The organism is Acinetobacter puyangensis (assembly GCF_900096995.1).
GTDB lineage: Bacteria > Pseudomonadota > Gammaproteobacteria > Pseudomonadales > Moraxellaceae > Acinetobacter > Acinetobacter puyangensis.
Map to the genome: position 1 here is coordinate 1 of NZ_OANT01000019.1, position 21,700 is coordinate 21,700.

Below are 21,700 nucleotides of genomic sequence, written 5' to 3' on the forward strand. Positions count from 1 at the left end.
AAGTCCCAACTAACACCCTGTTTTTCAACAAGTTTTAATCTGCATCACCGCCGATGGATGTGCATTCTACAGCATTCACATACCAACGCAACCCCTTTTTTTATCTTTTAGCACCATACGCACTTTTTTTGACCTCTTTTACCTCAAATGCATAATTAGTGAACATTTTCTAACGGGTTTTTAGGTTTAAAACGGTTTGGGACTTACTTTTGCATCCAAAATAATGATGGGTTTTAAAGGGACATCAAAATGCATTCCTTTTTTTGATGTGGGGACGTTTGCAATATTATCCACCACATCCATGCCTCTTGTGACTCGGCCGAAAACAGCATAGCCGTAATCTCTTACACCATGATCAAGGGTTGGATTATCCATCGTATTAATAAAGAATTGACTGGTTGCACTGTTAATCGCACCAGTTCTTGCCATGGCAACTGTACCGCGCAGATTTTTCAATCCATTATTGGCTTCATTTTTTATTGCCGGAAAAGTTGTCGGTTTTTGTTGCATATTCGGCGTGAATCCGCCTGCCTGTACCATAAAGCCAGGAATGACGCGATGAAAAATCGTGCCTTTATAGAAACCGGAAGTGACATATTTTAAAAAATTATTGCTACTAATCGGTGCCTGCTGGTCATAAAGTTCAATTTGTATATCACCTTGTGTGGTACTTAATGTAACTTGTGTCCCAGCCAAGACATTTGTGGTTAGACCAAATAAACTTGCTATGACAATCGCATGTTTAAGACTACTCATATTCTTCTCTCATTTCATTTTAGGGTGCATTTCACAATAATTTTGAGCTTATTATGAAGTCCCTGATGCGCATAATTATAATGGAATGATGTTATTTTATCGCCTGTTTTCTCCTGATGCGTCATTTTCCACCTATTTTCTTTGTACACTTCTTTACACTATAGTCGCTTGGCTATTTCGTTTTTTTGAATAGAACGCTAAAATAATCACACATTTCACAGTATGTTTTGATAACGACATATGCCATTTTTCCACATGTGTTAATATGATCACATAATTAAAGCAAATCTTATTTCTATCTCTATGGAACTATCATGAGTAAAGCTTTACCCATCGTTGTAGCGGCTGTTTTAGGTAGTGTTGCACTTGTACCTGTTTATTTTGCAAGCCAAAATCCAACTAAATACCAGGCAAGCTCTCATCATTCATCATTTGATCCAAAAACTGCCACAGCTGTCGAAAAAATCAGTTATGTATTCGGTTATGAAGTCACTAGCCAGATGACTCCACCAGAACTTGACGTCAATGCATTTTCTGCTGGTGCCCGTGCAGGCCATGCGCATGAAGAATTTCCGTATAGCAAAGAAGAAATCAATGCTGCATATCAAGAATTTGTCGCACAGCAAAAAAATAATGATCAACCGGCCACACTTTCACAACCTAATGTTTCAGCACCTTCTGACGATGTAAATACGACATTTTTAGCAGAAAATGCGAAAAAGCCAAATGTAAAAACCACGGCTTCTGGATTGCAATATACCATCGATAAAGAAGGAACTGGCAAACAGCCAAAAGCAACTGATGTTGTGAAGGTAAATTACGAAGGTAAATTGATTAATGGTGAAGTCTTTGACAGCTCATTTGAAAATGGCCAACCTGTTGAGTTCCCATTAAATCAGGTGATTCCAGGCTGGACCGAAGGTTTACAGTTGATGAAAGAAGGTGCTGAATACACTTTCTTTATTCCGGCCCCATTAGGCTATGGTGCTCAGGGCATGGGTCCTATCCCGGCAAACAGTACATTAATCTTTAAAGTACAATTACTGGAAGTAAAATAATCCTCCAGACCAGGTAAGGTTGCTTGCCTGGTCTTGTGTTTTAGGTCACCATTTACAAAATCAACACACAGATTTTAATAAATATTTTGCAATAATTTTATAAAAGACATATATACATTTTTAACCCTAAAGATGATTGAGCATTCATCATCCTTAATTTTGAACCAATCTTAAAGCCTCATCACACATCTATCTTGTGAAAATAGATGAAGCGTGGAATTTATTACAATGAAAAAATATATTTTTTTAGGTTTAATCTGTGCGGCAACCCATTCATTCGCTGCGCCGACCATTACAGATAAAAGTAGTGAGCGCGAACAGGTAGGCTATAGTTTTGGTTATCTGATTGGCAAATCTAATGCTAATGCTCTGAATAACCTCGACATCAATAGTTTTCTGGAAGGTTTTAAGACGGGTTATGCTGGCCAAGACTCCACTTTAAGCAATGAACAAATGGCCAGTGTACTTAATCAGTATAAGCGAAAAATGGATGCACAGGAATTGGTGACTTTCCAGCAATCAGCCACTCAAAACCTCAAAGAAGGCACTGATTTTTTAAAAAGTAATGCCAGTAGGACGGGGATTAAAACAACTGCAAGTGGTTTGCAATACCAGATATTAAGTCAAGGTCAGGGTAAAAAACCAACGATAAATAGTCAAGTAGAAGTCCATTATGAAGGACGTTTACTCGATGGCACGGTATTTGATAGTTCAATCGCACGTGATGAGCCTGTCACACTGCCCTTAAATCAAGTGATCAAAGGCTGGCAAGAAGGTATTTCACTGATGTCCGAAGGCAGTAAGTACCGCTTCTTTATTCCTGCAAATTTGGCCTATGGTGACGTAGGTGCAGGTGATGCAATTCCACCAAATAGTACCTTAATTTTTGATATTCAACTCATCAAAGTTGTGTCTTAACATTCCTTTGTATATAACCGCAATCCAGTGTAACCAATACACTATTTGATGTAGCTTTTTAAGCACTTAAAAACATATTTGGCAATTTAAACCTCGATTTGAAATGGCCAATGGATTGATAAAAAATAAGCCAATAACAAATTGCTATTGGCTTATTCAATTTCAATAGACGTTCACAAAAGCCCATATCTGCTGACTATACGTTTTTAAGATGAAGTTTTTCTTTAAACTCAGCCCATTTTTCTTTGCGCTTTTCGGCATGTTCAGCTTTTTTCTGTTCTTTAATGGCATTTTCTGCCGTAGTATTGACTTGTTCCCACGCAGTAATGGAGGCCTCGACTTCGGCTTTTACTTCATCATATGACCAGCGTTGTAATGTTGCATTTTTCGCCGCAAAGTAGGCATCAACCGCAGTCGTGTCTTGTTCTTCAATATCAAGTAGCAAGCCTGTGGTACCGATCTTAAAGCTTTGGCTCAGTTTAGATAAAATCGTGCTATCTTCACTAATATCTTTAATATCGAGAATCGAACCGAACAATGCGCCTGTGGTAAATCCAAGTAGCATTCCCAATGGTCCGGCAATCACGCCAACCAACATACCAATTAAACCACCACCCAGTGATTTTATTCCGATGGTGTTACTATCCCCTTCATTAATGGCAAGTTTACCATCTTCTTTACGCTCAATAATAACCGCTTGTTGAATACCAGAAATATTCGCACGTTTTAATTCGCTATATTCCTGATAGGCTTTTGCGGAATCGGGCCATGTGACTAAAATAATATTGCGAGACATCATTTACTCCTTTTTTACAACAATTGAACTGTGTTTAAATCAGCTTTTTTTCATGCCTAACATTTTTCCCAGTAGATTTTCATATCACTGGAAGATTGCTTCACCGTAAGCTTTGGAGTGCTATTGATCACGTATTTCATTTTTGATTGAAGTAAAAATAACCTTAATCAGCTATGTCATCAAAGTTTTCAAATATGAGAGATTTTCTGATCAATCAAGGTAATTTCAAGCGTGTTATTCTTTTCTTTTTCAATGTTTCACTCAGCATAATAACACCTTGCCATCCCCCGATAACGCCACCTACGCTGTTATGCATTATCTAACGCCTAGAGCACATTGTTCTTTATTAAAATGTGATAATAAGTACACTTTAGTCCTGTTCTACTGAATGCTTGGTTAAACTTTGTATCCAAATACTTTTTTGTTTTATGGAGATCAAAACTTTGCAGAATCACGATATACTTGTTCTCTTTTAAACCATTTCGGTTTATACATATCTTTTTATATCAGCTTTTGGACTTTTCTCCATGCATAGCTTAGATTCCGTACAACTTTTCAATCTCGCACCTTTACCTATGTTGCTAGAGGATTTAAGTGAACTTAAGCACTTGTTTGATGAATGGCGTGGAGCCGGTATTGAAGATATATTTTCTTATGTGCAATCCGATCCTTTGCGCATGGATGCCTGTTTACAACATATAAAAATTTTACAGATCAATCAAAAGGCGCTTAACCTCTTTGCAGCGAACAATCAACAACAGCTCAGTGAACATCTGAATCAAATTTTTAAAGATGAGATGTTAATCGCCTTATTACAGCAATATATTTTACTTTGGCAAACACAGGCACCTAGTTCTATTGAAACCATATGTTTGTCCCTAAATGGCAAACGTTTGGAATTATTATTACATCTGTTGATTTTGCCAGGGCATGAACATGATCTCAGTCGGGTATTCATTACCGCCGAGGATCTATCACCACATCGCGAAGCGCAAAAAATTGAAAAACGACATCGCTTGTTTGCCGAAGGTATGTTTAAGTACTCACCTGCATCGTTATGGGTTGAAGATTTTAGCCGGATTAAAATGCGTCTGGATCATCTGCGTAATATAGGAATCGAAGATTTTCGTACTTTTCTTGATGTGCATCCCGAATTCATCGAACAATGTATGAGCGACATTATTCTGATTGATGTCAATCAGGCTACGATTGATTTATTTGCAGCCTCCTCCAAAGAAGAATTGATACAAAATTTGGATCGTGTGTTCTGCGGTGAAATGCGTAATACCTTTCGTGAGCAATTAATTGAGTTGTGGCAAGGCAATATTCACCATCGACGTGAAGCGGTGAATTATGCGCTAGATGGTAATATTCGTAATGTACTTTTACAGTTTTCGGTTTTTCCGGGTTATGAAGAAGACTGGGCTATGGTACAGGTTTCATTAACCGATATTACTGCACGTAAAAAAGCCGAAGCCTATCTTGAATATTTGGGTAAACATGATGTATTAACCAAATTATTTAATCGCTCTTTTTATACTGAAGAAATTCATCGTTTAAATCGCAGTATTATCCGCCCGATATCCTGTATTTATTTGGACATGAATGGATTAAAGATCATTAATGATCAACTGGGCCATGATATTGGTGATGGGTTGTTACGCCGTGTCGGCGATATTTTAAATCAGGCCATCAGCGCACCACATACTGTTTCACGGATTGGTGGTGATGAATTTGTTATTCTAATGCTGGGTGCCAATGAACAAGTGGTTGAAACCACCATTCAAACCATTAATGAACTATTTCATATCGATAATCAATATTACTCCAGCCTGCCCATTCATATGGCCATTGGTTATGCCACCAGTGAAGAAAATGAAAATATTGAGCATATGATCAAACGTGCCGATCACAAAATGTATGAAGATAAGCAACGCTATTATCAGGAAAAAGAACTCTTTGAGCCTAAAAAAGACCGAGAGATTTAAACTGAATCTTTCGGTCTTTTCGTATTCGTACTTATTGATTATGGTCGCAAATGGCGAGGTCTAAAACCGGTTACTAGGAGGGCAACGCCATATGCAACTGCACCTGCAACACAAAGCAACAATAATTCAACCACTCGAATCATTGCACTGGCTGTACCATCAAACCATTTTAAACCCAGCCATAAGACCAATATCATGACCAGATTGGCGATCACAAACTGAATAATGGTTTTTTTCCAATGTCCCTGAAAACGATAAATATTACGACGATGTAAGGCAGTATATAAAAGAATGGCATTAATCAATGCAGATCCCGAAGATGCCAGTGCTAATGCCATATGCTGTGCCTGCCAGCCAATCAAATGGAAAACACCCAATAAAATCAGGGTAATGATCATATTAGCAAACACGGTAATCATCCCGATCCGTACCGGTGTTTTGGTATCTTGCTGCGCATAAAAGCCCGGTGCAAAAACTTTAATCAGCATATAGGAAATGACACCAGCACTCATACATTGCAACGCCAGTGCGGTCATTTGTGTATCGCGCAGGGTAAATTCACCATGCTGGAACAAGGTCTGAATAATCGGCGTAGATAACATACATAGCGCAATACTGGCTGGCAATCCCACCAGAATAATCACCTTGGTTGCCCAGTCCATCATGGCTTTGAATTTTTGCATATCCTGATCGGCTTTTTTCATCGATAATGATGGCAAAATCACCGTACCAATCGCTACGCCAATTAAACCTAAAGGCAACTCAGTCATGCGTTCTGCGGTATAAAGCCACGACACCGAACCATCCTGCATATGCGAAGCCCAGAAAGTATTTAGCAATAAGTTAATCTGCGTCACCGAGACACCGAACAATGCCGGCAACATCAGCTTTAAAATCCGTCTTACCCCTTCATGCTGAAAATCCAGTTTGGGTGGGATCAACAGTTTTCTACGCCATAATTCCGGCAATTGAATGGCAAGCTGTAATACTCCTGCGATCAACACCGCCCAACCCAGCGACATGATGGCAGGACTGGTATAAGGTGCCAGAAATAACGCAGCCAGAATCATGGTGAGATTCAGTAATACCGGCGCAAACGCTGGTGTGGTAAAAGAACCATAACTATTTAAAATACTGCTGGCAAATGCAGTGAGAGACATAAACAGCAAATAGGGAAAAGTCAGACGGAATAAATCGACCAGTTGTGCAAACTTGGCAGGATCATCACTAAAACCACCTGCGTATAAATATAAAATCGCCGGCGCAGCCACCATCGCCACAAAGGTCAACACACTGGTAATGAGTAATAATCCCCCAAATACCCGACTAATCAGGATTTGTACGTCCTGATGGGTTTTGGTGGTTTTATATTCGGTTAAAACCGGAATAAAGGCTTGTGAAAATGCCCCTTCGGCCAGTAATCGTCTAAAAAAGTTTGGAATACGAAATGCCACCACAAAGGTATCGAAATCCTTACCGGCTCCAAATACAGTGAGCAGCACCATATCCCGCACCAGTCCCAAGACTCGTGACAACATGGTCATTGCACTCACTGTAAGCGTTGAACGCCATAATGCCATGGTAATCCACCTAAGACGAAAAATCGCTATTGTAAAAGAATTTTTGTGATTTGCATGAACAGCTTTGTATCCACTTGCACACTATTTTGCCATACGCTGCAAAAAAATAAGCTGCCGCAAAGTTTGCCATTGAAAAAAATCGCCGGGATCGGTCTTGCGTCCCGGAGCAATATCGGAATGCCCGGCCAGATGCTGTCTGGTTTTAGGATAAGCCGATTCAATCGCCAGAATAACCTGACTTAATTGTTGATATTGTACCGTTTCAAAAGGCAAATCATCACTGCCTTCCAGTTCAATGCCAATCGAATAATCATTACATTCCAGTTGTCCCAGATAACTGGAGCGACCGGCATGCCATGCCCGATCATTAAAATTGACCAATTGAATTACTTCACCGTTGCGCAAAATCAGCACATGTGCCGACACCTGCATGCCTTGAATGGTCTGAAAATAAGGATGAGCATTCCAGTCCAGTTGATTCTGAAAAAATTGCTGAATATAGCCACCGCCAAACTGCGAAGGTGGCAAACTGATATTATGCACAACCACCAAGCGTATATCGGTATTTTCAGGTCGCTGATTAAAATTGGGCGATGCAATCTGTGTTGCACCTTGCAATATCCCATCTTTGATAGAGAATGTTGTCATCATGAAATCATGTCTTGTCAGATCAATTTATTTTACGTCAGAATTTGCTAATATTGTCCAAGAAATCACAATACAAGTTTACTTGTATACGAAAAGTATCCCGGATTTATCAAATCAAGCTTTAACACATGAGCAAAATAATGGATCACGAGTCTAAACGTAAAGGTTCCTCTATCACTCGGGTATTAGAAATACTCGATACACTGGCACAATCGCCCTATCCTTTATCACCTGCTGATCTCGCCATCGCTTTGGATATTCCCAAACCTTCAATCCATCGTTTATTAAATACGCTGGATAAAGAAGGCTATGTGCAACTGGATTCCTATGGTGGCTTTACCGTAGGGAATAAAATCCACAACTTGATTTTAAATGTGTGGAAAAGTGCACCTTTAAAAATAGAACGCATGTCGATACTTGAACAATTATCAAATACCATCGGCGAAACCTGCGGTATTGCAGTGATGTATGATAATCATATGGCATATACCGATCGTGTACAGACCAACTGGCCACTGCAAATTTACCTGCCTGTTGGTTCAAAAGTCCCATTATGGTGTACATCTAGTGGTAAATTATTTTTAAGCAGTTTAGAACATGAACAGCGTAATCGTATCCTAAAAAGTCTACCCATCCAGAAAATGACCAACAATACCATCATTGATCTATCACACTTAAATAAAAATATGGATCAAATTGCACAGCAACAATTCAGTACAGACAATGAAGAATTTATTGCAGGCATGGTGGCAATGTCGGTTCCGATTGTGGATAGCCAACAAGATTTAATTGCCTGTTTATATACCCATGCCCCAACTGTACGTAAATCTCTAGATAATTTACTGGAATTTGAAACCACACTACGCAGTGCAGCACAAGAATTAAGCCTGCTTATTCAAAGCATTCAGGCTCATAAACAAATCAAGGCGGAATAACCGCCTTAATATTTAACAGCATCAATGCACTCAATATTAATTAATTGAGTGTCGGCATGGAAAATTGTGCGCCTTCACGAACATTGGCACTTGGCCAGCGTTGGGTTATGGTTTTGCGACGAGTATAGAACCGTGCACCATCTGGTCCATACGCATATAAATCACCAAATAATGAACGTTTCCAACCACCAAAGCTATGATATGCCACAGGCACAGGCAATGGAATGTTAATTCCGACCATACCCACCTGAATATGATCCGAGAAATAACGGGCAGCTTCGCCATCACGGGTATAGATACAAGTACCATTGCCATATTCGTGCTGATTAATTAAATCCATTGCCTGCTGCATGGTCTGCACACGCACGATTTGTAATACTGGACCAAAAATTTCTTCTTTATAGCTCAACATATCTGGACGAACCTGATCAATCAAGGTTGGACCAACAAAGAAACCCTTCTCAAAGCCTTGCGGTGCAGCCTGACGACCATCGACCACAATTTTTGCTCCGTCCTGTTCTGCACTATTAATATAACCCACCACTTTATTTTTATGCTGCTGGGTAATCACAGGACCAAAATCATTGCTTTTATCGGCATAGCAACCAAATTTTAGACCTTGAATTTGCTGACTTAGACGCTCAATTAAACGATCAGCGACTTCATCACCGACCGCGACAGCAACCGATAACGCCATGCAACGCTCGCCCGATGAACCAAATGCTGCGCCCAATAAGGAACTGACCACATTATCAAGATCCGCATCTGGCATCACAATCGCATGGTTCTTCGCACCGCCCAATGCCTGACAACGCTTGCCTGTTGAGGTTGCAGTTGCATAAATATATTCTGCAATCGGAGTTGAACCAACAAAGCTCACTGCCTGAATACGTGGATCATGTAATAAGGTATCCACAGCAACTTTATCACCATTGACCACATTCATTACCCCATCGGGTAAACCCGCCTGTTTTAATAATTGTGCAATAAACAAAGTTGAGCTTGGATCACGTTCAGACGGTTTTAGGATAAAGCAGTTACCACAGACGATTGCCATTGGATACATCCACAAAGGTACCATCGCCGGAAAGTTAAACGGGGTAATCCCGGCCACCACACCAAGCGGCTGAAACTCACTCCATGAATCAATATTTGGCCCTACATTTTTACTAAATTCGCCTTTCAAAAATTCAGGCGCACTACAGGCATATTCGACATTTTCAATACCACGCTGTAGCTCACCTGCTGCATCATGCAAAATTTTGCCGTGTTCCTGACCAATCAATTCACAGATTTTATCGACATTTTGCTCTAGTAATTCTTTAAATTTAAACATGACACGGGCACGTTTAATTACGGGTGTATCACGCCATGCTGGAAATGCTGCCTGCGCCACAGCAATTGCTTCTTCTACTGTAGCTTGACTGGCAATTGCAACATATTTACTGACTTCGCCTGTTGATGGATTAAATACTGCCTGCGTATGCGTTGCACTGGTATTTAACTCACCATTAATTAAATGTCCAACGACTTGCTGTTGATCTGCTTGAGAAGATTGAATATTACTCATTTTACTGTTCCTTTATAAATCAATTTAATTCCAAAGTTTTTGATATAACCCAACCATTTCATCAATGCTGGGAACACGTGGATTATTGTCAGGCGAACCTGAAGCCTTGGCTTGTTCAGCCATAGTATGAATGATCTGATCAAATTCAGTTTGACTTGCACCAAACTCGGCAAGGGTTGGTACATTTAATTCAAGATTTAGATCCTGTAAAAATTGCACCAGTTTTTGATTGGCAAGATCAGTCTCATCCTGCTCACTGGCGATACCAATTGCTCTGGCACAATCGGCATAACGTTCAGGTGCGGCAGGAATGGAAAATTCGGTAATCATCGGTAACAACATGGCATTGGATAAACCATGCGGCACATGAAAAAATGCCCCGATTGGACGGCTCATGCCATGCACCAATGCCACCGATGCATTAGAAAATGCTGCACCTGCCAGTGTTGAACCCAACATCATCGCTTCACGAGCTTGCTCATGCTCTGGCTGGTGATACACTGTTCTTAAGTTTGGACCGATCAGCTTCATGGCAGCAATTGCTTGACTATCACTGTATAAGTTGGCTTTTTTACTGACATAAGCCTCTATGGCATGGGTCAGTGCATCAATTCCTGTATCGGCTGTGGTGCGTGGCGGTAATGACAAGGTCAGGCTATAGTCAATAATTGCTGCTTTTGGCATAAAGCCCAGACCAGCACATAACATTTTTTCATTATTTTCATCATCGGTAATAATGGTAAAACGCGTCACTTCTGAACCAGTCCCTGCTGTAGTCGGTACAGCAATGACAGGAATACCCGCCTGATTGGTTAAATTTGGAAATTTATAATCACGAATCTTGCCGCCATGCGTACTCAAGATACTAATCGCTTTGGCACTATCAATTGGACTTCCGCCACCCACAGCAATAATCGCATCAAAAGCCTGACTTTGACTAAACTGAACACCCGCCAAAATTGAAGATGAGGTCGGCTCTGGAATGGTGTCAGCGAAGACTTCACTGGAAAATCCAGCTTCACTCAGAATATTCTGAATATTCTGAATATATCCCAGCTTGACCATCATCTTATCGGTGATAATTAAGGGTTTTGTCGCACCAAGTGAATGCAATACTTTGGGTAAATTTGCACTGGCATGTTTACCAACTTCCATGATACTTGGAATAGCAATACTACTCACCATATCCAACTCCTTGTTTAAAAATTTAAAATGAACCAAACATCGTACCCAGTGTCACCACAGCGACCAGGGCAATGAGTGGAAAAATAATGGCGACAACAAACATGTCGTAATATGACTGTTTATGCGTGAGTCCACATAAAGTAATGATGGTGATGACCGCACCATTATGTGGTAATGAATCCATAGTGCCTGATGCCATAGATGCCACCTTGTGCATTAATTCCAGTGAAATGCCATGTTCCAATGCCAAGGCTTTATAGGTTTCACCCATGGTATTTAAAGCGATACTCAAGCCACCCGATGCAGACCCTGTAATCCCTGCCAGGACATTGATCACAATTGCCTCAGAAATCAGTGGATTATTCGGTGCCAGACCAATCAGAAAATCACGAATAATCACAAAGCCAGCCAACGCGGCAATCACCGAGCCATAACCCACTTCCGAAGCTGTATTAAAGATTGGTAAAAATGAAGAACTGACACCCTGCTGCAAGGTTTCCTTTATATCTGTAAAGCGATTCCAGCTCAGTGTCAGAATCAATAGGCAAGAGAAAAACAAGGCACAGGTAATTGACCACAACCCATTTACTGCACTGAGTGTAATCCCACCAAATTTGTCAGCCGCAAGATAAGAGGTATCCAGTGCAGGAAATGCAAATTTGCTTAAAATAAAATTACACAGAATCACAAACACAATCGGAACAAATGCCAGATAAACCGAAGGCAAACGTCGATCATCAAACTTTGCTTCCACTTCGTATGGATGATGACCATAGCCTTCTTGTTTCGTGTGCGCATCCCGAACACGCTTGTTTAACCACCACATTCCGCCTGCAAACATGATGATTGAAGCAATAATGCCGAGTATCGGTGCAGCATAGGTATCGGTATCAAAAAATGGCATCGGAATGGCATTTTGAATCGCTGGTGTGCCAGGTAATGCCGTCATGGTAAAAGTTAAGGCACCCAACATAATCGCTGCTGGAATCAAACGTTTTGGAATGCCTAACTGTTTAAATAATGCCGAAGCAATTGGAAATACGGCAAAACCCACGACGAAGAGTGAAACACCACCATAAGTCAAAATTGCACATGACAACACGATGGAAAGCATGGCTTGGTGATGACCCAATTTATTCACTAAAAACTGGGCAATGCTTCGGGCAGATCCAGAAGCATCCATCAATTTACCAAACAATGCACCCAGTAAAAAAAGTGGAAAATATTTAATGATGTAGCCGCCTAGGCCGGTCATAAATATTTGTGAATAGAACCCCAGCATTTCATTGGCCGCACCACTCCAGAGTACGGCAAACATTGCAAGCACAGGGGCAAGAATAATGACACTAAAGCCTTTGTATGCGAGATACATCAGCAAAAATAGTGACAAGACAATTCCAAATATACTGATCATCTTAAATCCTTTTTAAGACATTCCATTTTATATAATGATACGATTTGTATCGTTATTAGAGGTTAGTTTAGTTTTTGGGGATTTGTTATTAGACTTTAGTCTTATTTAAATCAATATATACAATGTTGGTATTTCTATTTTTTATACTTCACCAAATAAGGCAAAAATCCATTATAATTTGCGCCTTTCCTCATTTAGCCTTTTCTAAACAGAAGCCCAGTCATGATTCCACAACAACTTCTTGAACATGCCATTCACAACAACGTACAACATGCCTTACAAGAAGACATCGGTGACGGTGACATTACCGCCCAGCTGACAGCGGCAGATGAACAGGCACATGCCCGAATTATCAGCCGTGAGAACATGGTGCTTGCTGGTCGTCCATGGGTGGATTATTTATTTCAACAACTTGATCCAAAAGTTGAAGTGATCTGGTTAAAAAATGAAGGAGAACATGTTCAGGCAGATGAAGCCTTTTTAGAACTTAAAGGGAATGCCCGTAGTCTACTGACAGGCGAACGTCCGGCACTGAATTTCATTCAAACCCTATCCGCGGTTGCCACCAAAGTGGCGAGCTATGTCAAACTGCTGGACGGTTTAAATACCAAAATCCTCGATACCCGTAAAACCGTTCCCGGGCTGCGCATCGCACAAAAATATGCCGTGACGGTGGGTGGTGGACAAAATCATCGTTTGGGTTTATTTGATGCTTTCTTAATTAAAGAAAATCACATCATGGCAGCCGGCGGCATTGCCCAAGCGATTGCACAGGCACATCAAATCGCACCAAACAAACCTGTCGAAGTAGAAGTTGAAAATTTTGCAGAATTACAGCAAGCACTGGATGCAGGTGCCGACATCGTGATGCTGGATAATTTTAGCCAGCAACAGATGATTGATGCGGTGAATCTGGTCAATGGTCGCTGTAAACTTGAAGCCTCCGGCAATATTACGGTGGAACGCTTAAGAGAAGTGGCAAGTACCGGTGTGGATTACATTTCAATGGGTTCGCTCACCAAAGATATAAAAGCTGTTGATTTATCCATGCGTTTTATTTAATGGATGACATGATGAAATGCGTCTTGATCTGTTCGATCTACAACTGCTGTTAAATATTGCTGAAACAGGCAGTTTCAGCAAGGCAGCCGAACATGCCGCCCTCTCGGTACAAGCCTGTAGCGAACGGATCAAAAAACTGGAACAACGCTTTTGTCCCTTGTTCATTCGGCATTCATCAGGTGTACAGCTCACGCCAGCAGGTCAAATTTTTGTTCAGCATGCTCGGTTATTGTTAAAGCAATATGCTGCACTACAACAAGACATTTCACCTTATTTACAACACCAGACCCAACACCTCACCTTATGGTGCAATTCTTCCGCACAAAGTGAATATTTACCAAAACTTCTGCCACAATATTTATTACAGCATGACCATTTAAATATTCATCTAAAAGAAGCAGAAAGTACCGTGATTATTCAGAATTTACAGCAAGGAATTGCCAAGCTGGGACTGATTTCTGATGTTTTTGATACTACCGGTCTACAAACCAAAACCTTTATTCATGATCCTTTGGTACTGATTTGTCCGATGCAGCATCCGCTTTGTCAGTATTCTTCACTGAGCTTAGCACAAACCCTGAATTATCCATGGATCGGGCTGATGCCACATCATGCCTTACAGCAATCGATCGATAAACAACTGAGCCTGTTATCTGCCACCATTGAGTATCGCTTGCGTTTGCTGGATTTTCAGGCCATTGCACAAGTGGTAAGTACTGGGTTAGGGATTGCCATTATGCCAGCACAAATTGCTCAGCGTTTAGAACCGCAATATGCATTTAGGCAGATTACTTTACAAGGCAAATGGGCCAATCGCACCTTACAACTAGCCTGTCAAGATTTTGCGCAACTGCCACCTGCCTATCAGGCGTTGAGTGATTTTTTACTGACGCAACCCAAAGATCTGTTTTTATAATTGATGCACAATCATATAACCACCCAACAAGATCAAACCATAAAAGAATAAACGCCGAAATTTTTGTTCGCTGATCCGATCCCGTAGCCGTTTACCCAGATGCATTCCCAATAATGCAGCGATTAACGCCAGACTGGATAATTTAATATCTGCGATAAAACTTAAACTTGGATTTTGATAAAGAAATACACCCAAACAAACAGTAGAAAGCGTAAAGACCAAGCCCAATGCTTGTACCAATTCATTTTTTTTAAGGTATAAAGACTGAAAATAAGGTGCTATCGGAATCACGATGACCCCTGTTGCAACAATTAATGCGCCACCAAGATAACCAATGACTGGCGATAAAAAACGTTCATATCTGGACAGATTGGGCATATTTTTAGCAAATAAACCATAAATCCCATACAGCAAAAGCATACTACCCAGTAAAATTTCACTCAAATAGCCATGCGCACTGCCTAAGGTTGGAAAAATACTCCATATCGTTCCCACCACAATGCCGCATAACAACCAGAAAAAACGACGGATTAAAGCAAGAAATGCGCCTTCTGCAAATAACTGCCAGACATTGGTCAGCATAGATGGAATTAACAATAATGCAGCTGCCTGAAGCGGACTAATCAACAAGGTTAATAAGCCCATGGCAATGGTCGGTAAACCTAAACCGATTGTTCCTTTGACCATACCAGCCAATAAAAAAACCAGACATACAAATACAATCATAAAGATCAGCTTAGCCGTGATGATGAACTGCTAGGCAGCATACGCAATAACATGCTTTTGACCCAGCAAAAATTATGGGATCGGCTTTCAATCAAAAATTGAAATGACTCATTTATATCAAGTTTTTAGATCAAAGCATAAAAATTCTGTTTTTTATTATCCACGTTCTATGTCGATGTCCTGAGCCTGCTGTTTATAGCGTTGTTCCAGAATATTGGAAAAAATACTTTCAATCATCCAGACACGATACAGACTATTAAATACAAATTGTTGTCCGGCAATACGCAGTACCATCACCGGCAAGTTTGGTTGTTGTAATTGCTCACAATGGGCTGCATTGTCCTGTAATTTCTGTTCAACGTCTTCTGGTGTCAACTTTAGCGCCTGAATATGATATTCATCGAGAATCGGTTGTAAATGTGGGGTATAACTGAGGTCTTTGCCTTTAGTCCAAGTAAGTTTGAGCATGTCCAAAAGCGCCTCTTCTTGCGCTTCCTTTCCCAGCTGGAAAAAGACCTGCGCCATGATCATGGCTGTTTTTACATCTGGGCGGCAAAAAGGCGTAAATTCTACATCGGTGCGTTTGGATAAACGCGTCGCCAGACTCCAGTCAAAATGATCGCGTCCCTGATAGGGCAAAGGATGAATCTGTAAGTGAATATTATATAAATTGGCCAGCTCGTCTTTGATATACGACACCAATAACCATGAAATCGGATCTTCCAGCGCAATATACAGATCAAGTTCGGGCTGTAATGACTGAATTTCAAACAATTCTTCGGCATCGGTAATTAAATGCTCACGCCATTCAATATGATTAATCAAAAAAATAGGTGATGATTTGAGTAACTTTTGTTGTTGCAGGCGACGGGTTAAGCGTAATAAATCATCTACTGCCTGATATTCACGGCCACCAAAAGCAAAATAAGCGGTTAAAATCGGAATGGATTCAAATCTAAATTGAATGTCCTGTGGCGGCATCTGATAATTCTTTGCCATCACATACAACATTTTTAACTTGCCATATTGCTGATTCCACAACATATGGAACACATCTTCCAGTAAATATAAAAAATCTCGATCTTTTAACGGCGTTCGTTCCAGAATCAGGTGTGCCTGCTGAATTGCCTCTTTCGATGGCATTTCCGGCACATCATCATAAGCAAATCGATGTTGTAAGGCGAGAATTTTGGCATCATTCAGGCAATAATTTTGCCATATGTCCACACGCATGCCATTCGGTGGCGGTGCAGCCTGATCGGAAATCACAATTTTTAAGGGTTTGAGTTCATCAACCAAAATTTCTTCTAATTGTTCAAGCTGTTGTACTGCAAGGTAACTATAAACATCATCCAGACGCAGATAAACCGTAATCCCGTCATCGATCGGCAATTGTGCTTCACGCAGTGGACGATCGTAATACCATGTAGAACGGATCGGATCAAACCACCTTCGTAACAGGGACATAACAAACCTCTAAGAAGAATAAATCCTGAACGGCTATTTAGCTTAAAATTGTCTACTTCACTTTACATTACAGGCATCTTGCATCTGTCACAATTGTTTTGATCCTTTAACGCTGCATATCGAAATCAGACATGTGCAATAAAAGTCATTTCAAAGCAACACCAAGCGCAAGAAAAGCACCTCTCGAAAGAGATGCTTAAAATTTATAAACCCTATGCAACTTATAACAAGTCACAGGCAAATGTTCAATACATTCTGACGGATTATACGTTCAGGTCAAGGTCTGTGACCGCACCTTTTTCTGCACCAGAAGCCAGTTTGGCAAATTTTGCCAAAGCACCTGTGCTGTAATTTGCTTTCGGCTTAACCCAGGCTGCTTTACGAGCGACTATTTCTTCATCCGAAATATGCAAGGTCATTTCCCGTGTTTCGGCATTAATGGAAATTTTATCACCATTTTTAACCAAACCAATTGGACCACCTTCATAGGCTTCTGGTGTCACATGACCAATCACAAAGCCATGACTACCACCCGAGAAACGACCATCCGTAATCAAGGCAACCGATTTACCTAGACCTTTACCAATAATCGCAGACGTTGGCTTTAACATTTCCGGCATACCTGGGCCACCTTTTGGACCTTCACCACGAATGACCACAACCTCGCCTGGTTGTACCTGACCATCAAGAATACCGCGCATGGCACCGATTTCACCTTCAAATACCCGTGCTGGTCCTTCAAAATACAGCCCTTCTTTACCAGTAATTTTGGCCACTGCACCAGTTGGTGATAAGTTACCTTTCATTACGATCAAGTGTGAGTCTTTTTTGATTGGCGCATCAAATGGCATGATGATGTCCTGACCTTCCGGATAATCCTCTACATCTGCCAGATTTTCTGCCAGTGTTTTACCGGTTACAGTTAAACAGGAACCATCAAGCATGCCACGGTCCAGCATACGTTTCATTAATGGCTGAATCCCACCAATCTTGATCAGTTCAGACATCAGATATTTACCAGATGGACGGACATCGGCGACAACAGGCGTTTCCTTACCGATACGCACAAAATCATCCAATGTTAAATCCACACCAACAGTATGTGCCATCGCTAAAAAGTGTAAAACCGCATTGGTTGAACCACCAAGAGCGATGACCACTTTAATGGAGTTTTCAAAGGCTGCTTTGGTCATGATATCGCTTGGTTTGATATCCAGACGCAATAAATTCATCACAGCTTCACCAGCGCGTTCGCAGTCGATCAATTTATCTTTTGAAACAGCTTCCTGTGCAGAAGAACCCGGCAAACTCATGCCTAATGCTTCAATGGCAGATGCCATGGTATTGGCTGTGTACATGCCGCCACAGGAACCCGGACCCGGCAAAGCGACTTCTTCAATCTGTTTGACCTGAATTTCGTTGATTTCACCTTTGGCATGTTGTCCTACCGCTTCAAACACGGAAATCATGTCGGTATGTCCAGCACCCGGCTGAATGGTACCACCATAGATGAATAAACCCGGACGGTTTAAACGTGCCAGTCCCATAATACAACCCGGCATATTTTTATCACAGCCACCAATTGCAATCACGCCATCATAGCCCTGACACCCCACCACTGCTTCGATTGAATCGGCAATAATTTCACGAGAAACTAAAGAATATTTCATCCCTTCGGTACCATTGGAGATCCCATCAGAGATGGTAATGGTATTGAAAATTACGCCTTTACCACCTGCACTGTTTACCCCTGTTTCAACTTCGCGTGCCAGACCATCAATATGCATATTACATGGCGTCACATTGGCCCATGTCGATGCAATACCAATAAATGGGCGGGTAAAGTCTTCATCAGTGAAACCGACAGCACGCATCATCGAACGTGCTGGTGCATTTTCAACACCTTCATAAACGGGTGCTGAATGCTCGCGTATATTTTCTTTACTCATGAAAAGTACTCCGTATGGCTTGGGCCCGAGTAGTGATATGCCCTAGCTGTCTTTGCAAAACTGATGAAAAATTGTGTGTATTCTATAACTCATCGCCCTAAAGGGAAAGCATAAAAAAAGACCGCATACAATTACGGTCTTCTTTTGTAAAATAAATTCAGTTATTACTGTTTTTTCACACCAGTAATTTGTACAACAACACGACGATCCGGTTGCAAACACGCTTGTAAAGCCTGACGCTGCTTAACGTCATAGCAACCGTTGGTTACCGGCTGAGCTTTTCCAGCACTTTCTGCGCGAATAACTTCGGCAGGTGTGCCCTGTTGTAGCAGATAGCTACGAACAGTTTGGGCACGATGTAGACCCAACTGATAGTTATAACTTTCTGAACCTAATCTGTCTGTATGGCCCGTTAAGTGAATCTGGTTTACGCTTACATAACCTGAAGCGATAGCTAAAGCCAGTTTACTCAACTCATCATGACCTTGTGGTAATAAATCGTTCAAACTAGAACCATTAAACTTAAATAAGGCATCGGCACTTAAATTTAAAGTTTCAATCTGTGGTTGTGCAATCACAACAGGCTGTTGTGGCGCTTTAAAATTCTGACAATCCTGCCCTTTCCAGTTCAGACTCTGGGCAACCTGTTTCTGATCAAAGTCAATACGTAACTGACAACGTTTATATTCCTGTGTATTCGGAATACGGATATCAAGTACATAATTCCAGACACGATTGACAAATACACCCTCATTAAATTGCGGATTACCCAATAAATGGCGGAGTTGGTCCTTGTTTAACCCTGTTTCCAGGCGGGCAACATCAGCATATTCATAACGCTTCACTTGTTTCAGATAGCTATCCTCAACCTGTGGAAAATGAACTTCTTCTGATGTTTGTTGTAATGTTGCGGCATCTTCGGCATGGGTCATGGTGATGATTAATCCACTCAACACACTGAACATTAAGGCTTGATTTAATGCTTTCATCTCTATTCTCTCAATTTAATATTTAAAGATGGGAGGCTCTCATGACAAGAACCTCCTCGTGTCTTGGAATTAATCAATTACACCACTGATACCGATACGGAAGCTTGGATCACCTTCGGTTGCCGTTGCAATACCACCAGTAATCGCCCAACGTCCATTATCCGCAGTCTTACGCAAGGTCGCACCAACAGCCTGTTCACCACCATGATGAGCAGCGCCGACTGCATAAGTTAATTTACCTGCGATAAATGGTGCTGTTTCCATGGCCATGGCAGATGCAATACCGGCTTTGGCTTCACGATCCACTTTATCAATACGCTTATTGGTTTGATAGAACGCATTTTCCAGACGGTTACCCAGATCAATTACATTATTATTGACCGCGCCAATGGCATCATTGATATTGTCTTTACCTGTACCACCAATATTGGTGTTAGTGTATTGACCAGTTTCCGGATTGTAAGTTGTGGTGCCACCAATAATGTTTTTCACACCTTCGGCATAACCATATAACTGACTACCATTCACTGCATCTTTAGATGTTTCTGATACGGTTCCAGCTGCAACATTGGTAACTTTTTGATCACCAGCATTAATACCTGACTGATCAATCACCACATTACCAACGGTCACTTTATCTGCTTCGACTGTGCCAGAAGTTACAGAATCAAAAGTCACATCCTTAGCAGTTGCAACTTCATAAATCGCCTGACCATCTGCACCTTTGGTCGGTGTTACAGTAATATTGCTACCAGCTTTAACTTCAGTTTTTGCTGCCGCAACATTGCTATTAATGTCATTTACCGTAGTACGTAAATCATCGACATTTACCGCATTGTTTCCATCTGCCTTGGCAAGATCAACGACTTTACCATCAGCATCTTTCAATCCGCTATCCACACCGGTAATGGTTTTATCACCTGCATCGATACCATCTTTCGTGACGCTTGGACCACCTGCAATGGTTAAACCACTATCATTAAGCGTCGTATGACCCGTAGTGATGCCGTCTTTAGAAACTGTGGTATTACCAACTGTAATTTGACCGCTGTCACCATCAATGCTAACTGCATTATCACCAGAACCAACAGTAACTTTATCAGCCAATCCAACAGTAACATTGTTGCCATCATTGCTGACTACAACACTGCCATCACCTTTAAAATCGACAGTATTCCCTGGTTTAACATTGCTTGCTGTACCACCATTGGTCGATACATTCCAACCTTGATTTGCATTCACAGCATCTTGACGAACTGAATCAATCGCATCATGAATGTTGTTTTTCCCAGTATTACCAATATTGTTGGTTGTGACATTTCCAGCATTATTTACCGCATTTCCACCAAGCACTGTAACCAGATTATTCTGTGTGGCATTCAGCTGTTCTTCAGTTGCTGCACGACCTGCTGTCGCAAAATCTGCACCACCTAACGTTATATTACTTAAGCCACTAATTGTATTGCTCGTGCTATCCAATACAACATTGCCAACAGTCACACTGTCAAAGTTCACATCATCTGCTGTCGCAACTGTATAAACGGTTTGACCATCATCACCTGTTTCAGACTTAACTGTGATGTTCTTACCTTGTTCTACTTCGGTTTTTGCTGCTGCCTGTGCTTTGTTTAACTGACTAACATTCACTGCATCTGTCGCAGATTCACCAGCCGTTACACCTGTGATCTTGCCTGTCACCGCATCAAGCTTGATCGAACCTGCTTGTACACCACTGTTATCAAC

At 41.1% G+C, this 21,700-nt stretch carries 18 protein-coding genes; 6 read left to right on the forward strand and 12 right to left on the reverse strand.

Annotated features, from left to right (window positions below; all coding sequences use genetic code 11):
• Positions 1-186: 186 nt before the first annotated feature.
• Positions 187-756 carry a peptidylprolyl isomerase gene (locus tag CRO21_RS16940; RefSeq protein ID WP_097080481.1) on the reverse strand — a complete coding sequence of 190 codons (570 nt, stop codon included), beginning with the start codon at positions 754-756 and terminating at the stop codon, positions 187-189.
• A gap of 314 nt (positions 757-1,070) precedes the next feature.
• On the opposite strand from CRO21_RS16940, the gene CRO21_RS16945 reads away from it, so the two are divergent.
• Positions 1,071-1,814 carry an FKBP-type peptidyl-prolyl cis-trans isomerase gene (locus CRO21_RS16945; RefSeq protein ID WP_097080482.1) on the forward strand — a complete coding sequence of 248 codons (744 nt, stop codon included), beginning with the start codon at positions 1,071-1,073 and terminating at the stop codon, positions 1,812-1,814.
• A 228-nt stretch (positions 1,815-2,042) separates the two neighbouring features.
• Positions 2,043-2,732, forward strand: coding sequence for an FKBP-type peptidyl-prolyl cis-trans isomerase (locus CRO21_RS16950; protein ID WP_097080483.1), 690 nt, complete (start codon positions 2,043-2,045; stop codon positions 2,730-2,732).
• Positions 2,733-2,928: 196 nt separating this feature from the next.
• Here the strand turns inward: CRO21_RS16950 and CRO21_RS16955 are convergent, their stop codons facing one another.
• Complete coding sequence (locus CRO21_RS16955) at positions 2,929-3,528, reverse strand: DUF1269 domain-containing protein (protein WP_097080484.1); 600 nt, start codon at positions 3,526-3,528, stop codon at positions 2,929-2,931.
• A 527-nt stretch (positions 3,529-4,055) separates the two neighbouring features.
• On the opposite strand from CRO21_RS16955, the gene CRO21_RS16960 reads away from it, so the two are divergent.
• Positions 4,056-5,516, forward strand: coding sequence for a sensor domain-containing diguanylate cyclase (locus CRO21_RS16960; protein WP_097080485.1), 1,461 nt, complete (start codon positions 4,056-4,058; stop codon positions 5,514-5,516).
• Positions 5,517-5,554: 38 nt separating this feature from the next.
• Here CRO21_RS16960 and murJ read toward each other — a convergent pair whose 3' ends face one another.
• A complete protein-coding gene (murJ, locus tag CRO21_RS16965; RefSeq protein WP_097080486.1) occupies positions 5,555-7,096 on the reverse strand; it encodes a murein biosynthesis integral membrane protein MurJ in 1,542 nt (513 codons plus the stop codon).
• Between the two features lie 81 nt (positions 7,097-7,177).
• Positions 7,178-7,747 carry a 1,6-anhydro-N-acetylmuramyl-L-alanine amidase AmpD gene (gene ampD / locus CRO21_RS16970; RefSeq protein ID WP_097080487.1) on the reverse strand — a complete coding sequence of 190 codons (570 nt, stop codon included), beginning with the start codon at positions 7,745-7,747 and terminating at the stop codon, positions 7,178-7,180.
• Positions 7,748-7,884: 137 nt separating this feature from the next.
• On the opposite strand from ampD, the gene CRO21_RS16975 reads away from it, so the two are divergent.
• Positions 7,885-8,679, forward strand: coding sequence for an IclR family transcriptional regulator (locus CRO21_RS16975; protein WP_087621945.1), 795 nt, complete (start codon positions 7,885-7,887; stop codon positions 8,677-8,679).
• 40 nt (positions 8,680-8,719) lie between these two features.
• Here the strand turns inward: CRO21_RS16975 and CRO21_RS16980 are convergent, their stop codons facing one another.
• From CRO21_RS16980 to CRO21_RS16990, 3 genes are read right to left on the reverse strand one after another with little or no spacing between them, the layout of a single operon-like run.
• The gene (locus CRO21_RS16980; protein WP_097080488.1) at positions 8,720-10,249 is read right to left on the reverse strand and encodes a CoA-acylating methylmalonate-semialdehyde dehydrogenase; all 1,530 of its coding nucleotides are present in this window, start codon (positions 10,247-10,249) and stop codon (positions 8,720-8,722) included.
• A 24-nt stretch (positions 10,250-10,273) separates the two neighbouring features.
• Positions 10,274-11,434: an iron-containing alcohol dehydrogenase gene (locus CRO21_RS16985; RefSeq protein ID WP_097080489.1), complete on the reverse strand. Its 1,161-nt coding sequence runs from the start codon at positions 11,432-11,434 to the stop codon at positions 10,274-10,276.
• Between the two features lie 22 nt (positions 11,435-11,456).
• Positions 11,457-12,848, reverse strand: coding sequence for a GntP family permease (locus CRO21_RS16990; RefSeq protein ID WP_097080490.1), 1,392 nt, complete (start codon positions 12,846-12,848; stop codon positions 11,457-11,459).
• 222 nt (positions 12,849-13,070) lie between these two features.
• Here CRO21_RS16990 and nadC point away from each other — a divergent pair, with 222 nt between their 5' ends.
• Both nadC and CRO21_RS17000 read left to right on the forward strand, forming a co-directional pair.
• On the forward strand, positions 13,071-13,910 hold the full coding sequence (nadC, locus tag CRO21_RS16995) for a carboxylating nicotinate-nucleotide diphosphorylase (RefSeq protein ID WP_097080491.1): 840 nt from the start codon (positions 13,071-13,073) through the stop codon (positions 13,908-13,910).
• A 16-nt stretch (positions 13,911-13,926) separates the two neighbouring features.
• A complete protein-coding gene (locus CRO21_RS17000; protein ID WP_097080492.1) occupies positions 13,927-14,826 on the forward strand; it encodes a LysR family transcriptional regulator in 900 nt (299 codons plus the stop codon).
• On the opposite strand, the gene CRO21_RS17005 is transcribed toward CRO21_RS17000, so the two are convergent.
• The 5 genes from CRO21_RS17005 to CRO21_RS17025 form a co-directional block, all read right to left on the reverse strand.
• A complete protein-coding gene (locus tag CRO21_RS17005) occupies positions 14,821-15,552 on the reverse strand; it encodes a sulfite exporter TauE/SafE family protein (RefSeq protein WP_097080493.1) in 732 nt (243 codons plus the stop codon). The two genes, CRO21_RS17000 and CRO21_RS17005, sit on opposite strands and share 6 nt — an antisense overlap.
• 156 nt (positions 15,553-15,708) lie before the next feature.
• Complete coding sequence (locus CRO21_RS17010) at positions 15,709-17,019, reverse strand: hypothetical protein (protein ID WP_097080494.1); 1,311 nt, start codon at positions 17,017-17,019, stop codon at positions 15,709-15,711.
• Between the two features lie 263 nt (positions 17,020-17,282).
• Complete coding sequence (gene ilvD, locus CRO21_RS17015) at positions 17,283-18,968, reverse strand: dihydroxy-acid dehydratase (protein ID WP_097080495.1); 1,686 nt, start codon at positions 18,966-18,968, stop codon at positions 17,283-17,285.
• Positions 18,969-19,132: 164 nt separating this feature from the next.
• Entirely contained in the window at positions 19,133-19,957 is an 825-nt protein-coding gene (locus tag CRO21_RS17020; RefSeq protein ID WP_097080496.1) for an OmpA family protein, read from the reverse strand.
• 69 nt (positions 19,958-20,026) lie between these two features.
• A partial coding sequence (locus CRO21_RS17025; protein ID WP_171294084.1) for a YadA-like family protein occupies positions 20,027-21,700 on the reverse strand: 1,674 nt, incomplete at its 5' end.